The sequence below is a fragment of the Nocardia flavorosea NBRC 108225 genome, from assembly GCF_001613385.1.
GTDB classification, from domain to species: Bacteria; Actinomycetota; Actinomycetes; order Mycobacteriales; family Mycobacteriaceae; genus Nocardia; species Nocardia flavorosea.
Genome location: NZ_BDCG01000013.1, coordinates 20,272 through 36,552 on the forward strand (window position 1 = coordinate 20,272; position 16,281 = coordinate 36,552).

Here is a 16,281-nt window from a genome sequence, read left to right on the forward strand (position 1 = left end):
CGCCGGCGGCGTCGCTCGGCCGACGCGGCTCGGCCGGTTGCAGAAGTAATCGCCGGCCGCTCCGTTGCACCGTTGTGCAGCTTCAGAAACTGGCGACCTTGCCGCGGAAATCACTGGGTCGTAGTCCGCGGTGCCGTTTGAAGGCGGCACTGAAACCGAAGGCATCCGCGTAGCCGACGGCCTTCGCGACCTGCGCGACCGTGAGGTCACGATCGGCCAGGAGTTCTTCGGCTTCGTCCATCCGGCATTCGGTGAGGTAGGCCAGCGGCGATTGGCCCATGACGTCGGTGAAGCGTTTGGCGAACAAAGCCCGGGACACACCGGCTTTCGACGCCAGGGTCGCCACCGTCCAGCCCGCGGCGGGTTGACTGTGCATGGCTTCCAGGGCGGGACCGACCACCGGATCGGCGGGGCCGCGGTACCAGCCCGGCGCGTCGGCGTCCTGGCCGTCGAACCAGTCGCGCAGGGTGCACACCAGTGCCCAGTCGAGCAGGCGGTCCATCATGGCTTGGGCGCCGGCGGGGCGGGCGGATGCGTCGGCGGCGATGGAGGCCATCCACGCGCAGGTCTCGGCATCGTCGGTGACCACCAGGACGGGTGGTAACGCGCGTAAGAGGCGTTCGTGGCGGCGGCCCGAGGCACGGTAGGCGCCGACGATCAGCGCGGTTTCGCCCGCGGAATCGTTCCCCCAGCGCCCTTCTCCCAGGGATGCTTCGCATTTCGGTTCCTCGACGAAGCAGGCGATTTCGTATTCGGCATGCGGGAGCGCGACCGAATCGGCACGGTCGGCGAGCAGGAAGGGTTCGCAGCCACGCACTACCGCGGTGTCCCCGGCGGCGATCCGGCGTTCGGTGCCGTCCGGCAGGAGCAGGGTGCCGCCGCCGCGCAGTACGGTCATCATCGTCAGGGGTGCGCGGTCGGCGAAGCGGATGGTCCACGGCGCCTCCAGAACCGCGTGCGTGAGCACGGCACCTTCGGCCCGGATACCGCCCAGCAGTTTGCTCAATGGGTCCACATCATCGAGCGTAGACGAACTCCTATCGAATGTGGACCTTCACCCATAGATCGTCCAGCCGATTCCGGGTGGAATGGAACCGACCGAACAGCCGAGAAATCGGATCACCCTGGAGGATTCCGTGCCGCACACCCCGCTAGAGGACACCGCGACCGCTCGTACCGCACTGGTCGTCGTCGCACACCCCCGACCCGATTCGCTGACCGCCCATATCGCACGGCTCACCACTCGCCGGCTCACCGACGCGGGCTACCGGATCGACCTGCTCGACCTGACCGCCGAGAATTTCGACCCCCGGATGACCGAGGCCGACCTCCCGGATTGGAACAACCGGGAAAAAACGTACTCCCCCGAGGTAGAAAGCCATATGCGGCGCGTCCTCGCCGCCGATGTGATCGTCGCGGTGTTCCCGGTGTACTGGATGCAGGTGCCGGCAATCCTCAAAGGCTGGATCGACCGGGTGTGGAATTACGGGTTCGCCTACGGTCGCAGCAAGCCCCGGCTGGCAGGTAAGCGGATGCTGTGGCTCGGCCTCGCCGGCGCGGCCGACGACGACGAGGTGGTCGGCCTGATGCAGCAGGCGCTGAGCGCCCAACTCGACGACGGTATCGCCTACTACTGCGGCCTGACCCACTCCGCGGTGGGGCTGCTGCCCGGCGCGGAGGAAAAACCGCAGCGGCTGGATGCCGACGGCACCTTGCTGCTGGACGAAGCCCTCACCGGCACCGCGCGCGACGCTCATTACGCCGCGCTGGAGGCCAGGGCGGCCGGTTTCGTCGACGATTTCCTCGCCGGCGAACGGGTCGCAGCCTGAGCCCGGGCCGGACCGCAACCAGCGGGTGCCGACTGTGTGCGGGGTTCCGCATTCGGCACCGGCCGGACCGCGCGACCGGCCTCGCCCCGGAGGGGCCGCCGAAATCACGGCGGCTCATCCGCTCGCGCGATCCGGGCTTCGATGCCCGCGACGATGGTGTCGGCGACCAGCCTCGCGTGCCGGCGCACCGCGGCTTTCCCGAGCGGGTCCGCCGGGGACATCCGGGTTGCCAGCGGGAGGGCAGCGTACGGCGCGGTGGCACCGTGAGCGATGAGGAAGTGTAGCGAGCGCAGATCGTCGCGGTGCAGGATCTTGCGTTGCAGCAGCGGTTTCAGGGGTTCGGCGAGCAGGACCGATATCGGCTGGATGTGCCGGTCGTAGAGGTAGGTGAGGCGGGGGCTTTCGATGGCCGCTTCCGTACTGATCAGGCGCACCACGTCGGGGTATTCGGCCTGTAGCTCCAGGAACCGCACGATTCCCGCGTGGAATTCCTCCAGCGGGGACAGGTCGGTGCGTTCGGGCCGGATCTTCAGCAGGGTGACCGCGTTGGCGAAGATCCAGTCCGCGACCGCGTACCAGAGCGCCTCCTTCGATCCGAACCGCTGGTGGATCAGATTGTGGCTCACGCCGAGTTCCCGGTTGATCGCCGCGACGGAGGCACCGGCGAACCCGTCGCGGGCGAAAACCCGTAGCGCGGCCGTCAGGATCTCGTCCACCGAGGCCGGTGTTTCCCCGGCCGGGGGCCTGCCCCGTCCCTTGCGCGGCCCCCGCGGTTCGGGTGCGATATCCATGGCCGCGATTATATTGACTGCAATCAATTTTTCTGCGACTGTGAGCCCAGCCACTTCGCGCTACGGGGACAAGGGATCGCGGCGGCTCCGCCCGGCGCGCACCCACCTCCGCCGCAGCGCCCGACGAGGACTGGATGCTGCTATGGAATCCTTTGTGCACCTGCGGAAAGGCACTACTCCCGACCGGCTGCACGCCGATCTCGGCGGGCTCAAGGACGATGAGCTGGGGCGCGGTGGTTTCACCGGGCGTACCGCGCAGCTGTATCGGCGCAACGATCCGGTGGGCTACCGCGCGGTGGGTCCGCTCGCCCCGGTGGATGTGCTCGCCGACGCGCTGAAACCCACCGACTCCACGGATCCGGCGGGTTCGCCGCTGCTGTTGTTCTCCAATGCCGACTGCCGGATCTCGCTGAGCCGGCGCGACCGGGAGATGCCGTTCTTCGCCCGGTACATCGACGGCGATCTACTGTCGTTCGTGCACAAGGGTTCCGGGCTACTGGAAACCGAATTCGGTCCGCTGCGCTACCGCGAGGGCGACTGGGTGTATCTGCCGAAGGCGTGCACATTCCGGCAGGTCCCCGACAACGAAACCACTTTGCTCATGATCGAGGCGACCGAGGAGTTCCGGGTACCACCGGCGGGTCCGCTGGGCCGGCATTTCCCGTTCGACCCGAACCGGATGATCGTTCCGGAGCCTGCGGCCATGGACGACGACGGGCGCGACGAATACGAGGTCCGCCTGGTCCACGAGGGCGGCCCGACCTCACTGGTCTATCCGCATCATCCGCTGGATGTGGTGGGCTGGCAGGGCGATAATTTCCCGTTCACGTTCAATATCGCCGACTACAACGTGGTCCTCTCCGATACGGTGCATCTACCCGCCACGGTGCATCTGTTCATGCAGGCCACCGGCGTGTACGTGATGAACTTCCTGCCGAAACGAGCGGAATCGGCACCGGGTACCGAAACGATTCCCTGGTATCACCGCAATGCCGACTACGACGAGATCGCGTTCTTCCACGGCGGCGATATGTACGGCGTGCCGATGCCGCCGGGTCTGATCTCGCATGCGCCGCAGGGCGTGCACCACGGGGCGCCGGAGAAGATGCGAGAGCGGGCGCGGCGTAAGCGTGAGGAGATCAGCCATATCGGCTGGACCACGATCGCCGTCGACACCAGGCGGCGTCTGATCCCCTCTCCGGAGGTACTGGCGAACAACCTCGGCGCGCACTGATACCGCACCGGGCCTCTTCTCCCGCCCGCAGGCAGCCGCGCGTGACCCGGCGCCCGGGTGACGGCGGTGACTCTCGTATCGAAAGACGAAGGCAGGCACTCTATGTCGCACCATGTCGAACGCACCCCGTATGTGATCGCCTACGCGAACACCTCGGGCACCCGGGACGCCTACGGGGGTCTCACCGAAATGGTCACGCTCGATTCGATTCTGGTGAAACCGGCCGGCCTGGACTCGGAGACCGTGCTGGTGCTCATGCACCCGGTCTCCAGCGGCACCTATCTGCCGATCGTCACGTCGCTGGCCAAGGCCGGTCACCACATCATCGTCTGCAACAGCCGCTACCGGGGCGCCGATGCCGCGCTGCTCATGGAGAAGGTGGTGCAGGATCTCGGCGAATGTATTCGTGACGCGAAGCAGCGGCTCGGCTACCGGAAGGTGGTGCTGGCGGGCTGGAGTGGTGGCGGATCGCTGTCGGTGTACTACCAGCAGCAGGCCCAGCATCCCACGGTGACCGCGAGCCCGTCCGGCGACGGACCCGACCTCACCGAGCTGGATCTGCCGCCCGCCGACGCGATCCTGCTGATGGCCGCCCATATCAGCCGCCATCACACACTCACCGAATGCATCGACCCGTCGATTCTCGACGAATCCGACCCCACCCGGCGCGATCCGGAACTGGACCTCTACAACCCCGGCAATCCGAACCAGCCGCCGTACAGCCCCGAATTCATGGTGCGCTTCCGCCAGGCGCAGCACGACCGCAACCGCCGGATCACGGCCTGGGTGAAGGAGAAACTGGCCACCATCCAGGCCTCCGACCGTCCCCAGGACGAATACTGCTTCGTCGTCCACGGCACCATGGCCGACCCCACGGTTCTCGACCCGGCACTGGACCCCAACGACCGCACCCCTGGCGAGTCCTATCTCGGTGAACCGCAGGAAGTGAATATGGGCGCGTTCGGCCTCGCCCGGTTCAGCACGCTGCGCAGCTGGTTGTCGCAGTGGAGTATCGACGACGCCCGCGGTGACGCGGTGGCCTGCGGCCCGGATATCGCCGTGCCGACCCTGGTGCTCTACAACGCGGCCGACAACGTCTGCACGCCCTCGCACGCCCACCGCATCTACCAGGCGCTGGGCTGCGCGGACAAAGAACTGCACGAAATCCCCGGCGCAAACCACTACTACCTGGGTCCGGACCAGCGCGAACCGCTGGCGAAGGCGATCGGGCTGGTCGACGGCTGGCTGCGGGCCCGGGGCCTCGGCCCCACAGAATGAGCGGACAGCACGAGCAACCGCGCCCGGGGATCGACGCGGACCGCCGCCCGCGTCCCGAGCCGCCTGCGTCGAGGACTCGCCGGCACCTCTTGCCCGGCCGCACCGCACCGCACCGCACCGCACCGCACCGCACCGCACCGCACCGCACCGCACCGCACCGCACCGCACCGCACCGAGACGGGAGATAATGCAATGATGGACTCCGCGACTGCCGAGGCAGGTTAGAGGGCCGTAGCCTGAAATAGGGGCCCGACCAGCGGAGATGAACACACGATGAGCGCATCGGCACGGATTTACAGCAGGGTTTCGCGCGACCTCACCAAGGAAGGGCTCAGTACCGCCGCGCAGGTAGAGGACGGCCGCCGCATATGCCAGCAGCGCGGGTGGACCATCGCAGGCGAGTACATAGACCGGTCGGTGTCGGCGAGTGCGTACGGCAAGAAGCCCCGGCCCGAGTACGCGCGCTTGCTGGCAGACCTGCGGCCGGGCGATATCGTCGTGATCCGCGAGCCGAGCCGGGCGACCAGGAAGTTGGGAGAATTCGCCGAACTGCGCGACAAGTGCCGGGCGCTGGGTTCGCCGATCTGTGTAGATGGCCGGACCTACGACATGCGCGACAGCGACGACCGTTTCATGTTGGGGCTGGGGGCGCTGCAAGCCGAACAGGAAGCCGACCGTATCCAGAAGCGCAGCAAGCGGGGCGCTCAGACCAGCCTCAATCTCGGAAGGCCGAACGGAGCGTTGCCCTATGGATATAGAACGGTGTTCTCCGAGACGGGCGCGCGCACATGGGAACTCCACCCCGAACACGCCCCGGTGGTCCGAGAGATCGCCGAGCGCTTGCTATCCGGGCAGACTTGCTACGCCGTCGTGAAAGACCTCAACGCGCGCGGCATCACCCACAGCGGTCGGCCATGGGAAGCCACCGGATTGCGCCGTTTCATCACCCGTCCGGCACTCGCGGGTCTGCGGATTTATCGGGGGCGCATTGCCGATGTGCGGGGTGTCTGGCCGCCGATCCTGACGGAAGACGAACACGAGCGGCTCAAGGCATTGTTCGCCGATCCGGGGCGCGTCCACAACGGCCGACAGAACCGGGCGAAGCACCTACTCAGCGGCATCGGGGTGTGCGGCAAGTGCGGCGGGCCGGTGCGGGTCAAGGACGAGCGGTATCGGTGCGTACTCGGTCACGTGCAGCGCAAACAGGCCGAGGTCGACGAATGGGTTCGGCGGGAGGTGGTCCGGGTGCTGCGGAACTGGCGGGCGAACCTGGCGCTAGAGCTAGAAGAGGAGGAGGACGAGGAAACCGGTGAGCTCATCGGGTACAAGATGCCGGACGACGACGGGACGTATGCGCGACTCATGGGCGAGGCACGACAGCTACAGGCGCGGCTCGACAGCATCAAGGCCGAGGTCATCGCGGGCAGGCTTCCGGCTACCGACCTGTCCGACGCGCGCGCCCAACTGGAACCCCAGATAGAGGCCAAGGAACAGGCGGCGCGGTCCGGGTTGATTCATCCGGCGCTGGCGGTACTCGGTATGGACCTCGAGGCGGCGTGGCGCGGGATGGACCTGGACGAGCGTCGGCAGTTGGTTCGGTTGAGTGTCGAGGTGACCATCTTGCCGAGCCGCCGGGGACGCTTACCGTTCGATCCGGAGTCGGTGCGCGTGGTGTCCCGGCTGGGATGAGCTCACCACGGGATCACCTACCCCAGAACAGTCTTGACAACTTAATGTCAACGTCCATCGGCCGGGGCAATTTCCACCTCCGCCCCACCTCGTCCCGGCTGTTGGGAGGAGGTCACGCGACGCCCTGACCTGCGGTTTTGCAAAATCGCCCCCCATGATGGGGCCAATGATGAGCCCATGATGGGAGTTTGTCGTGATCTTGAAAAACCAGGTCTCACCTGCGGAAACAGGCCGAAATCTGGGTGCGCGACCATCACTATAAGTAGAAGCCCGAAACCCTATGTCTACACATAGGGGGTTTACGGGGTTAGGGGGCTCTCGCCCGTCACTTCGTCTGCGGGACGGTGCCCGCAACGAACGACGGGCGGGCCCGGCAGGAGGCGGCGCACCCAAATAAAAACCGCGCTCCAAGAATCTGCCAGCCCGAGCCGCGCACCAGAACGTGCCGTGCTGGCCCTGTGTGGCGATCTGAGGCTGCGAAAAGCCCTTCCCGGGTACCTGGACACCCCCAAACACTCATAGAGGCTCTCAGGACCCCAAAATCAGAGATAGTTAGCCGAGGTAATGACAACCCGCCTGGTCGCCGGAAGGATTCAAGATATCGGTACCGGGTGGAAGTGTTGGCAGGGAGAAACATTCACAGAACCCAAGGGGAAGGACCAATCAATGCCCTCATCGGATCCCGACTACAAAGCCAAGTGGCATCGAAGGGTCAGCCGCGAAGCCCGCATGTGGCGCGCATTGGTTCGCTACGCGGCCGAGAACCACGACACCCACATCCGCGAGCGCATCACCGAAATCGAGGCGTACGTCTCATGAGCACCTACATCAACGATCAGTTCATTGTCGTACCCCGCCGCCCACCGAACCATCCGGGCGGTGAGTTGTTCACCATCGCCAGCTCCCGCGCACCCAAACTGCTGGTCAACCGCGAAGAGCTCGAGCAGCTGTACGACGCCATCGACCAGGCCCTGAGCGACCGATGAGCTACAACCCAGTAATACCGCCGCACGTGCTCGCCTCGGGACTATTCGAGGGGCGGAACAGGGCGGCGTTCGCGTTGTATGTCGAACTGCTGAGATACTCCGCCGACAAGGGAAGTTACGGCTCCGACGGCAGGTTGACCAGGTCCGATATACGCCGGGCTACGAGCCTCAAGGACACCGCCCGCGCGCTCCGGATCATCGAAGAGTGCGGATTCATCGAACATCTCGGAAACGATGAGTGGCAGCTCGATTGGACCGGGCAGAAGACGGCCGCCGAGCGGGAAGCGTTTCACTGGCACCAACACAAGCGCAGCCACAAGAAGTGCACCGAGGAGACTCTGCCGTGGTGCTGGGAAGTGCGAAGGAAGGCCAAACCCGCTGCCGCGCAGACTAACGCGGATCGGCCGGCCACCTACGAGAACGCTTGGGACGCACTCGAAATCAAGGCCATGAAGAGCGATTGGGTGTCTGTCGGACTGAGCGACAAGCATTATCGAGCCTACGGCAAGGGCGAGAATGCCAAGCTGTACGGGATGGCGGAAGAACTCGCCGAATGGCTTGCTGGCGAGGCCAGCGGGATCGGTGGCACCGCAGCTACCGAATTCAAGGACATTCCCGGCGGTTTCGGCTTCAAGGTCCGCTCGACTTTCGAGGACGCCGAAGGCATGGCATCCAAGCTTCGAAACCGCCGGGCGAGCGCGCTTACAGGCTATCGTCCATAGTTCGAATGGCCTGATCTAGCGATTGCCCCGGTAGTTTGATGAGACCGTGACCACCCCGGCCGTAGGACAATTCGTGTTCCGAACGGTATCCGTGTCCGCCGGGGTGCCCGTAATAGGCGTGGACGTGCCGGATGCTGCCGTAGCCGGATTCGATGAAAAGACCATCGGGAACTGTCACGCTCAGTAAGGGATTTTCGGACATCGAGCTACCTCCGACCGTTCAGAACTACTGGGCAGTAGATGAGATCAGTATACGCCGTACAAACGACATTCCCATTCCGACACAGAAGGTTTCACACATGACAGACACAGACACCCCAGAAGGTATCGTCCGCGAGATCGCCGACCAGGTGCGGTATGAGTCCCACCTTGCGGCGCTGCGAGTAGAAGCCCTGAAACTAGGCGTCATCGCGTACATCGAACGGCACGACCCCGAAGGCCGGGGAATTCCGGCTGGCGTCATCGAAGGCGCGCTGACGGTCGACGGTACTAGCTATTGCTCCAATATCCGCGCGGCACTGTGGGAATTGGCGAATGATGACCGGCTGGTTTCATGGGCGAAGGGGAATCGAACGCTCTACGCTCTCAGGGAAGCTCGCGAGGAAGCCCTACTGCCCGATTTGGACAACGGCATTCCCAAGGGTGAACAGCGGCTGATCGCAAAGATGATCGAGATCAGCAATTGGCTCCAGGAGAACGACCCCGACCGCGCGGGCATCAGCAGCAAGAGGATCGAAGACAACGTGCCAGGCCGGGCGGTGGACATCCGGGGCGCGCTGCACCAGCTTCAGGAAATGGGCTGCGTCACCGAGGAAATCGGCCCGCGCGGTGCCAAACTGCAAGTGCTCCAAAAGCCCTACACCTACACCGGGCCTGAGGACACCGACGCGGAAGACATCATCTTCGGATGACCACCCGAAAACCCACCGCCGCCACCATGGACGCGATCGTCGACCATATATCCCGATGCGGTGGAGAAACATTCGTCCCGACCCACACACCCGAGGCCCGCGCTGCCCTGGCCCGGCTCATCGAAATAGGCATGGTCAAACCAGTTTGGCGCGACGGCCGATTGGTCCACCAGCTTCAGGAGAACCCGAAATGAGCGAGAACCCGCGCCACACCTACGAATACCAGGTTTTTCGCGAGCGTATGCGAGTCCGACTCCCGAATGTCTGCCATGTCTGCGGCGAAGCGATCGACCTGGGGCTATCCGGCAACGATCCCAGGGGCTGGACGCTTGATCACCTGAAACCGTGGGCCACCCATCCGGAACTCTTCTACGACCCGGCTAATTGCAAATCCGCGCACCGGCAGTGCAATTTGTATCGCGGGGCGAGTGGTTCGACTCCACAGCAGAAGCCCAAGCGCAAGCGTACCTGCCCGGATTGTGGCGGAGAGTTGAAGATCAACGTATCCCGTCATTGGGGGCCGTGCCCGTCATGACACCGCTGTTCGCCGAGAAGGTGCGATCCGTTTTATGTTTCGCCATTGCCCATTCGGCGAGTGAAATTCGACTGCCGCAAGACACCCCCATGGGGTATAAAGGGGATAGGTTCGATAGGCCGTCAAGTGAAATTGACACCATCGTCGCCAAGAGGTCACTGACCCACCGGAGATGAAATCCCTATCGACAACAGGGAGGCAATCACCATGGCAGTAACCAAATATCGCGAACGCACCATCACCAGCGCACCACTCGAACTCCGATCCGCTGATATCCACGACGAACACCACGGCCGCAGACTCTTCGGGGTCGTAGCACCGTTCGACAGTCCAGAGATCATCAACGACGGGTACGGCAAATTTCGAGAACGTATCCAGCGCGGCGCATTCAAGCGGACACTCCGAGATCAGGCACCCGAGCGGATTCCGATGCTGTTCGGCCACGACACCCGCTCGGTTCCCGTAGGCAAGTACGAAGCGCTCGCGGAAGGCCCGGAAGGTCTCGAGGTAGACGGGTACATATTCCGATCTCGCGAGGATGTCCGAGAAGCCGCCGAAGCCGGAGTTCTGCAAGCATCCATAGGATTTCAGGTATTGGACGAGGTTTGGATGCTGGACGGCGAGCGCTTGCACGGTGATGCGATATGGCGAAATCTGCGTAACCCGGATGTTCTGGTGGACAGAATTCTGACATCTGTTCGCCTACGGGAAATCTCATTGGTCCCGATTCCGGCTTACTCGAAAACGCATGTTGGTGTTCGCGATACGACGACAACCATTTCCGTAGCCGAGGCCAGATCAAAACTGCTTCGGCTCAGCCTAAGGACTAGAACCAAATGATGTACGACCCTTCACGCCCGCGCCCCTGGTCCGTCCAGGAACTCCGCCACGCCGTGAACACCATGCGCGCCGAAGCTCAGGACCTCATCAGCCGCGCGGACGGCGACAACCTCACCCCCGAAGACTCCGACAAATTCGCCGGACTCGCCGAGAACATCGAACTCGCCCAGTCTGCACTCACCGAGGCCGAGGCCAATATCGAGAAACTGCGCGCGGTAGGTTCCGGCGCTCGTATGTTCACCGAGAGTGGTGATGGTGCCGGGCGGACTGCGAACTATGGCTTTAGCACCGGTCCGAAAGCCGATGCCGATCCGACCCGCACGTCAGCACAGCGCGCCATCGACCACCAGCACAAAGCGAAGCTGCTCACCGCCGAAGAGGCCGAACGCGCGGAGAGCTTGCTCAATGTAGGCCCTCCGGCCGGTCGCAGCTTCTCGGCTCGTATGCTGGCCGTCACCTCGAGCGACGCTTACGCTGATGCTTTCGCCCGGATGGTGCGCGATCCCCTCACCGGTGCAAGCCGATTCACCCCGGCGGAGTCCGAGGCGTGGCGTGCCGCCGGTGCGTTGATGGACGAAACTCGGGCGAGCATGGCGATAGCAACTCCCGGTCAGGGCGGCGCACTGGTGCCTACTCACCTCAACCCGAATGTGGTGCTGAGCAGCGATTCCCACCAGAATGACCTGCTCGGCCTCGCGCGCACCGAAGTGATCAACACCTCCAGTGCCAACTACGCCAGCAGCGACGGGGCGGTGTCGTACTACAAGCCCGAGCTGACGGCGTTCGAGCCCGGTGATCCTGAGTTTTTGCCGCACAACATCCCGCTTCACAAGATCACGACTTGGGTGCGTTGGTCGCTAGAGCTGGAACAGGATTCGGCCTCGAGCTTCCTGCGACAGATCCAGGACATGATCCGCGAGTCCGCGAACGACCTGCTCTCCCACAGCCTGGCAGTGGGTACCGGCGAAGGTGAGCCGTTCGGTCTGCTTCCGAGCCTGCTTGCCGCTGCCGATGACGAACACCCGCAGATCCTCGTGCCCGGCGCGCTGGATGAGGCAGGCCCGTACGCGCTGGAAGACGCTCTCGCACCGCGCTGGTCGGGTTCGGGCACCACTAGGTTCATCGGTTCGAACAAGGCGTTCAACACCCTACGCCGGGTCACCGCCTCCGAAGTCGATGCTCATGCGTTCCCCGAACTCCGCACCGGCAAGCTGCTGGACCGCGACCTCGCACGAGTGAGTCACTTCGCCGATCAGACCGAAACGCCGCTGATCCTGGGCGATCTGAAGCAGTTCCTGTACGTGCGTCACGCGGTGGCTGCTGTCGAGCTCGTGCCTCATGTGATGAACTCCTCGGGCAATCCGTTGGGCCAGCGCGGTTTCGCTCTATTCCAGCGAGTTGGTTCGGACGTACTGGTACCGAATGCCTTCCGCGTGCTGTCCGTCGAGGATGCCCCCGGCGAAGGCGAAGGCGAAGGCGAAGGCGAAGGCGAAGGCGAAGGCGAAGCCTGATATGACCCCGGTGGTGGCGGATTAGACGAAGCAACGCCAAGTGTCAACGTTGCTTGTCCTGGCACCCGCCACCACCGGCCTCACAACTCCATAGCAGAGACTTGCCGTGCAGCACAGTTCGTTGCGGGACCTGTAGCGCGCGGCATCGAGGTCCGGCCGGGTGGTTGCCCGTTCGCGGGCGGGGCCGTTCATCCCCTTTCCTCGCCACCCGGCCGGAACCTCACCCAACAGACCTGAGCAGGGGACGGGCGCGATTCGGAGCCGGGCAGCGTATCCCGAGGCCAATCGCAACGCCCTCTTTGTAACCCTTGCTCACGACCCTTGCTCCCGCGCCACCCGACCGGCATATCGGGGAAGCTTTGCCGAGGCCCTTCGCGTGGATTCCACCTCGAGACGAGCGGACGCGGGAGCAAGGATCACCCCACATCGAACAGGATCGACAACATGCGCATGCGACACGGGATCGCCCGTCTGAGGCATCTGCACGCATTGGCCACCCGCGCCGGAAATACCGCAGCCGCGACCCTGCTGGAAACCTTGATCGCCCGCGAGGTCGCAGCACAGGCCCCACCCAGGCGAGCATCACGGGTAGCAGTTCGTCGGCGCCGGTCGCAACTCAAGGCCATACGCCGCCCCTGAGACGTTCCCGATGCATGATCTGCCCAGGTGCATCGGACACAGCAGAAAGCCCCACAGCTTGTCATCTAGGCCGGTCTGTGGGGCTTCTCTGTGTCTGGCTACTACTTGTCCAGTGCACGCGCACGCATGGCCGCTTTTTCCTGCTCGGTGAACTGCCCATCATCCGTGCAGCGCGCATGCTTGGTACGGCTGGTAGGATCGCCCGTAGGCCCCGATAGTTCGTAGTACACCGTCACGCGCCGAGCCGAGTCGAGCAAGCCCCAGCAATGCAGCGGTACGTTCGATTCGCGCTCCACATTCTCAGCCTTACTCGAGGACCACGCGCACTCCGAGGCCCCGGTGTAGGAGCAATTGGGGGGCGCGGCAGAAGCATCGGGAGCACCACCCAGGACTATCGCACCCCCCAACGCCATACCGCCTACCACTGCCGCTGCTGCCTGTCTGATACCCATTGCCTTGCCTTCCTTGGTTGGTCCTGCTACTACCTGCACAGCGTGCTGCGATCCCCTTGTGCGCCTGCATAGAACCTCACAGTGATGTCCGTTGCCCCATGCTGATAGGTGTCCCCCCAGCAGGCGCCCACCCATCCCTCTGCCCGTGCCGTATGCGCTGCTGCCTCTGTGCACACTGAATCGTCTTTTACTGCACAAACTTTTGGATCTTCTCGAACCGAATAAGGTTCTTCGACAGGATTGAGCAAGCCTGCGATGACGAAGCCTGCCGCGCCGATCAGCCCTGCGGCCACCTTCGCGCCCGTGCTGTACTGCCCACGACGCGGTGATTCGAACGCACCATGTACCCAGTCCCTCACGAGCATCTGGACTAACATCGCTGGCCTCCTTGGCATTTCAACCTGACACCATCAATAATGCCTGGTCAACAGCACTTTTCGGTTGCGCGGTGTCACAAGGACCAGCACGAATCGATCACAGAAAGCAAGTGGCGTAGGACTCAGGCGATCTCGGTCGGACCAGTGGCACACCGCGCGACCTGCACGGATGACGATTTTCGCGCGCGGCCACGGCATGGGGGGGTGTAAAACCGCAGGTCAGGTGGGGTATCTGCTTCTGACGCACGTGAGACTACTTCTCCCCCTGAAGACCAAAAATTTCCCCAGACAGCTGTTTAGGTGGTCCCCCTCTATCCCTCGGCCGCCTAGCCAAACTACGGCAAATCCAAATCGGGATCGAAAGAAACCGAGGAGCGGGCCGCGCTGGTCTGGGCGTTCACGTATGACACCGGGGGCGGGCGGCCAAGAAGTGGCGAGAAGTCGTCAGATGGCGAGGCGTTCACGGAGGACCGGCAGGGGCAGCGAACTTCGGAAAATAGTTTCCGAGGTGAGAGCATCACCGACCGAACACAGCCCCCACGGCGGTAGGAACGCGCTTGCTGGGAGCCGGGATGTCGATGGTTTTCACTTCTGTGTCTTTGGAAGCAGAAGTGCTTTTCGCAGGTGAGGCGGAGGACCGGCAGGGGCAGCGAACTTCAGATGAAAACATCCGAGATCGTCGAGTTCTCCCGGCGGGCGGTAACCGGACTCAGAACCCTAGACTGCCGGAGTCTAGGCTTCCCCCTCTATCAAACCCTCGATTGCAGTACGCGAGCCCACCTGTGCATCCGATCCGCAGTCTCAGCCGCACCCCGCTCGTCGGCCAGCCGCGCACACTCGAGGGCCTCGACAGCCAGCAGTTGTGAGTGGGAGCGGGCCGCGCTGGTCTGGTTCAGATCTGGACCGATCTCCGTTTTTGGCCCCGGCCTGCCCGACTCCGCCCGGCCGATATCGCCGATGCCCGCGAGTAGCTCATCCTCAACATCATCGACGGCCGGGCGGAGTCGTTCGTCTGGTGTGGTCATACCCTCGAGTGTGCGCCGGGTGGCCGGTCAAATTCAAGCAAAACCGCAGGTCAAAGCACGGTCAATCGGCGGGCAAGGTCTCTTTCCGGCCGGACGACGATAGGCTGTTGTCATGGCAGAGGAAACGACCCCCTATGCGACCCCCGCGACAACCGGTGCACTGGACGGTATCCGCGTACTCGAGATCGGCACCCTCATCTCCGGACCGTTCGCCGGGCGGCTGCTCGGCGATATGGGCGCCGAGGTGATCAAGCTCGAACCGCCGGACGCCCCCGACCCGCTACGCACCTGGGGCCAGGCCGAACTCGACGGCCACCATTTCTTCTGGACCGTGCACGCCCGGAACAAGAAAGCCGTCACGCTGAACCTGCGCGAGGACGCCGGTCGCGATCTGTTCCTCGAGCTGGCGGAGAAATCCGACATCATCGTGGAGAACCTGCGGCCGGGGACGCTGGAACGGTGGGGTCTCGGTTATGAGGTGCTGCGGGAGCGCAACCGCGGCATCATTCTGGTGCGAGTGTCCGGTTACGGGCAGACCGGCCCGGACGCGCAGAAAGCCGGATATGCCTCGGTCGCCGAGGCCACGAGCGGCCTGCGCCATATGAACGGTTTCCCCGGCGGTCCGCCCCCACGCCTGGCGCTGTCCCTCGGCGACAGTCTCGCCGGGATGTTCGCCGCCCAGGGCGCCCTGGCGGCGCTGTATCGCCGGACGGTCACGGGCGAGGGCCAGATCGTCGACGCCGCCCTCACCGAGGCCTGCCTGGCCGTCCAGGAATCCACCATCCCCGACTACGATGTCGGCGGTGTGGTCCGCGGCCCCTCCGGCACCCGGCTGGAAGGGATCGCCCCGTCGAATATCTACCGCACCGCCGACGGCAGCTGGGTGGTGATCGCCGCCAACCAGGACACGGTGTTCCGCCGTCTCTGCGCGGCCATGGGGCATCCGGAACTCGCGACCGACGAACGTTTCGTCGGCCATACGGCACGGGGTCGTAACCAGGACGAACTCGACAAGATCATCGGCGAGTGGGCGGTGCAGCGGCAGCCCCAGGAGATCATCGATCTGCTGAACGACGCGGGCGTGATCAGCGGCCCGATCAATACGGTCGCCGAGGTGGTCACCGACCCGCAACTCACCGCACGCGGCATGATCGCCGACCACTACGACGAGCGGATCGACCGGAACGTGAAGGGGCCGGGTGTGATTCCTGTCTTGTCCGCGACGCCGGGGACTATTCGCAACGCGGGTTCGGCGCGGCCGGGTCAGCACAATGAGGAGGTCTACGGCGAATTGCTCGGAAGAACCGCCGCGGATCTTTCGGCGCTGCGGGCGCAGGGCATTCTCTGACCAGCAGCAGGCGAAGTCGGGTCCGATATCGATTCCGTCCGCCTGATGGCACTTGCCTCGGTGACCGAATCGATGCGATCCCTGGCCCCGTGACCCGGCCGGCCGCGCGAACGA

The 16,281-nt window shown here is 64.2% G+C and carries 18 protein-coding genes; 13 read left to right on the forward strand and 5 right to left on the reverse strand.

Annotated elements, in window-relative coordinates; all coding sequences use genetic code 11:
• Positions 1-82 precede the first annotated feature (82 nt).
• Positions 83-1,015 carry an AraC family transcriptional regulator gene (locus tag NFL01S_RS15855; protein ID WP_062976013.1) on the reverse strand — a complete coding sequence of 311 codons (933 nt, stop codon included), beginning with the start codon at positions 1,013-1,015 and terminating at the stop codon, positions 83-85.
• Between the two features lie 73 nt (positions 1,016-1,088).
• On the opposite strand from NFL01S_RS15855, the gene NFL01S_RS15860 reads away from it, so the two are divergent.
• Positions 1,089-1,829: an NAD(P)H oxidoreductase gene (locus tag NFL01S_RS15860; protein ID WP_084492726.1), complete on the forward strand. Its 741-nt coding sequence runs from the start codon at positions 1,089-1,091 to the stop codon at positions 1,827-1,829.
• Positions 1,830-1,933: 104 nt separating this feature from the next.
• On the opposite strand, the gene NFL01S_RS15865 is transcribed toward NFL01S_RS15860, so the two are convergent.
• The gene (locus NFL01S_RS15865; protein WP_062976015.1) at positions 1,934-2,620 is read right to left on the reverse strand and encodes a TetR/AcrR family transcriptional regulator; all 687 of its coding nucleotides are present in this window, start codon (positions 2,618-2,620) and stop codon (positions 1,934-1,936) included.
• 142 nt (positions 2,621-2,762) lie between these two features.
• Between NFL01S_RS15865 and NFL01S_RS15870 the strand changes: the two genes are divergently transcribed.
• The 6 genes from NFL01S_RS15870 to NFL01S_RS15885 all read left to right on the forward strand — a co-directional run bounded on the left by NFL01S_RS15870 (position 2,763) and on the right by NFL01S_RS15885 (position 8,529).
• On the forward strand, positions 2,763-3,854 hold the full coding sequence (locus tag NFL01S_RS15870) for a homogentisate 1,2-dioxygenase (RefSeq protein ID WP_062976017.1): 1,092 nt from the start codon (positions 2,763-2,765) through the stop codon (positions 3,852-3,854).
• Between the two features lie 102 nt (positions 3,855-3,956).
• Positions 3,957-5,132, forward strand: coding sequence for a serine aminopeptidase domain-containing protein (locus NFL01S_RS15875; RefSeq protein ID WP_062976019.1), 1,176 nt, complete (start codon positions 3,957-3,959; stop codon positions 5,130-5,132).
• Between the two features lie 273 nt (positions 5,133-5,405).
• Entirely contained in the window at positions 5,406-6,821 is a 1,416-nt protein-coding gene (locus NFL01S_RS15880; RefSeq protein ID WP_062976021.1) for a recombinase family protein, read from the forward strand.
• Between the two features lie 666 nt (positions 6,822-7,487).
• Positions 7,488-7,640, forward strand: a complete 153-nt coding sequence (locus tag NFL01S_RS35475) for a hypothetical protein (RefSeq protein ID WP_157116576.1) — start codon at positions 7,488-7,490, stop codon at positions 7,638-7,640.
• Positions 7,637-7,807, forward strand: coding sequence for a hypothetical protein (locus NFL01S_RS35480; protein WP_157116578.1), 171 nt, complete (start codon positions 7,637-7,639; stop codon positions 7,805-7,807). The genes NFL01S_RS35475 and NFL01S_RS35480 overlap by 4 nt, the downstream gene beginning before the upstream one ends.
• Positions 7,804-8,529, forward strand: a complete 726-nt coding sequence (locus NFL01S_RS15885; RefSeq protein WP_157116580.1) for a hypothetical protein — start codon at positions 7,804-7,806, stop codon at positions 8,527-8,529. The genes NFL01S_RS35480 and NFL01S_RS15885 overlap by 4 nt, the downstream gene beginning before the upstream one ends.
• Here NFL01S_RS15885 and NFL01S_RS35485 read toward each other — a convergent pair.
• The gene (locus NFL01S_RS35485; protein ID WP_157116582.1) at positions 8,510-8,731 is read right to left on the reverse strand and encodes a hypothetical protein; all 222 of its coding nucleotides are present in this window, start codon (positions 8,729-8,731) and stop codon (positions 8,510-8,512) included. The genes NFL01S_RS15885 and NFL01S_RS35485 overlap by 20 nt on opposite strands.
• Before the next feature lie 97 nt (positions 8,732-8,828).
• Here NFL01S_RS35485 and NFL01S_RS15890 point away from each other — a divergent pair, with 97 nt between their 5' ends.
• The 5 genes from NFL01S_RS15890 (at position 8,829) to NFL01S_RS15905 (ending at position 12,326) form a co-directional block, all read left to right on the forward strand.
• Positions 8,829-9,440 carry a hypothetical protein gene (locus tag NFL01S_RS15890; RefSeq protein WP_062976025.1) on the forward strand — a complete coding sequence of 204 codons (612 nt, stop codon included), beginning with the start codon at positions 8,829-8,831 and terminating at the stop codon, positions 9,438-9,440.
• The gene (locus NFL01S_RS15895; protein ID WP_062976027.1) at positions 9,437-9,634 is read left to right on the forward strand and encodes a GNAT family protein; all 198 of its coding nucleotides are present in this window, start codon (positions 9,437-9,439) and stop codon (positions 9,632-9,634) included. The genes NFL01S_RS15890 and NFL01S_RS15895 overlap by 4 nt, the downstream gene beginning before the upstream one ends.
• On the forward strand, positions 9,631-9,975 hold the full coding sequence (locus NFL01S_RS35490) for an HNH endonuclease (RefSeq protein ID WP_157116584.1): 345 nt from the start codon (positions 9,631-9,633) through the stop codon (positions 9,973-9,975). Before NFL01S_RS15895 ends, NFL01S_RS35490 begins: the two co-directional genes overlap by 4 nt.
• A 207-nt stretch (positions 9,976-10,182) precedes the next feature.
• Positions 10,183-10,815: an HK97 family phage prohead protease gene (locus NFL01S_RS15900; protein WP_062976029.1), complete on the forward strand. Its 633-nt coding sequence runs from the start codon at positions 10,183-10,185 to the stop codon at positions 10,813-10,815.
• Positions 10,812-12,326: a phage major capsid protein gene (locus NFL01S_RS15905; protein ID WP_084492727.1), complete on the forward strand. Its 1,515-nt coding sequence runs from the start codon at positions 10,812-10,814 to the stop codon at positions 12,324-12,326. Before NFL01S_RS15900 ends, NFL01S_RS15905 begins: the two co-directional genes overlap by 4 nt.
• Positions 12,327-13,066: 740 nt before the next feature.
• Here the strand turns inward: NFL01S_RS15905 and NFL01S_RS35495 are convergent.
• Positions 13,067-13,261: a hypothetical protein gene (locus tag NFL01S_RS35495; RefSeq protein ID WP_157116586.1), complete on the reverse strand. Its 195-nt coding sequence runs from the start codon at positions 13,259-13,261 to the stop codon at positions 13,067-13,069.
• Positions 13,262-14,543: 1,282 nt separating this feature from the next.
• Entirely contained in the window at positions 14,544-14,819 is a 276-nt protein-coding gene (locus NFL01S_RS15910; RefSeq protein WP_062976033.1) for a hypothetical protein, read from the reverse strand.
• 112 nt (positions 14,820-14,931) lie between these two features.
• Here NFL01S_RS15910 and NFL01S_RS15915 point away from each other — a divergent pair, with 112 nt between their 5' ends.
• Positions 14,932-16,167 (forward strand): CaiB/BaiF CoA transferase family protein, encoded by a 1,236-nt coding sequence (locus tag NFL01S_RS15915; RefSeq protein ID WP_062976035.1) that lies wholly within the window; start codon positions 14,932-14,934, stop codon positions 16,165-16,167.
• The last annotated feature ends 114 nt before the right edge of the window (positions 16,168-16,281 follow it).